General features: G+C 63.1%; 1 protein-coding gene. It reads right to left on the reverse strand.

All coding sequences use genetic code 11. The features are described from left to right. Positions 1–1262 (reverse strand): Mu transposase C-terminal domain-containing protein (locus ACGYK7_RS19125; RefSeq protein ID WP_394403953.1); only part of this gene is annotated, 1262 nt, incomplete at its 3' end. Between the last annotated feature and the right edge of the window lie 73 nt (positions 1263–1335).

The raw sequence follows: 1335 nt of genomic DNA on the forward strand, positions 1-1335 counted from the left end.
CGGGCCTCGATGATCCCGTTCTCGGTCAGGACGAAGATGCGCGAAAGATCGCGCGGGTCGTATTTCAGTGTGTATTTGCGGGTTTCCTGGCCCATCAGCCAGCGCAGCTCGTTCGACCAGTAGCGGATGTGAAAGAGATGAAACCCGTCGCGTTGAAGAACCCGCTGCTCCGAGGGCAGGAAGTCGACCAGGAACTGGCGCAGATCGGCGGGCATGCGGACCTTCGCCGTGTCTGCCCGCGCAACCCAGGCCGCAGAGGGCGTAGTTTCCAAGGCGCTGTGGATGCGCGCGTGGTAGGAGCCGGTGATTTCGAGGGCGAGCCAGGTTTCCAGCTCCGCAAGCGTCATCACCGCCTCGGCTTCAGCGTCGAGATCGCCACGTTCGAAAATGTTTGAGAAATGCGAACCCGGCAGCAGATGGACCGCCCCCATCATGGTGCCGATCAGCCGCTCGATATGGCCACCGTATCGCGGTGTGCCTGGCGGGCGATACCGCAGGTCGATCTGGTACTCGGCGCAGGCGAGCCCGAAGGCGCGGGCATGGAATTCCGCGCCGTTGTCCACGTAGATCGCCCTGGGGATACCATGGGCGGGCCAGTCCGTATTGATCCCACGCGCCGTCAGCCAATGCGACTTGTCCATCACCGCATGGGTCAGGCAAAGCGCGACTGAAAGAAGCGAGGGCGGTTCCAGAGACAGGTGAAACCCCAGAACCATGCGGGTATTCCCGTCGATCGCCACGGTCAGCGTCGGCCGGCCAAGTGGGCGCCGGGTTACTGGATCGACGACCGTCACATCAGCCTTGGTATGATCGATCTGGACGATGTCGAGCGGGCGGGCCGCGGTGAGCGTTCCGGGCGTGGCAAGGTGGCGGCGCTCCGCCTTGTCCTTCCCCTCCCGCCTGGCCATGAGTTTTGCCTGATCCTTCAGATCCAGCCAGCGGCCAAGGCGCCGGATCGAGGGTGGTGCCAGCCCTTTCGCCTTGCAGTCGGCTGCAACCTCGCGCCAGAACCGGGTCTTGGTCGGTTTGCGGCGGGTGGCGTAGAATTCCCTGAAATGGTGAGCCACGATCGCCTCGACCGCAGGGTCCATTGGCTGCATGCCTGGCTTTGGGCCGGATGTATTCGGCAGAAGTGCGCTGGTCCGCGCATCCTCCCGGAACTGCTTTGCCAAACGATAGACCGTCGCCCGGCTGACATCCAACTGCCGCATCGCCCAAGAAACGTCACCTTCGGTGAGCTGTTCCGGCAGCTCGGCAAGCACTCTTGCGCGAAACTCGGCTTCTTCCCAGTCTAGGTCAGGCACGGGATTATCGGACATGACTTGAACGACGCAC

This window comes from Sulfitobacter sp. 1A15299, assembly GCF_043556915.1.
Taxonomy (GTDB): domain Bacteria; phylum Pseudomonadota; class Alphaproteobacteria; order Rhodobacterales; family Rhodobacteraceae; genus Sulfitobacter.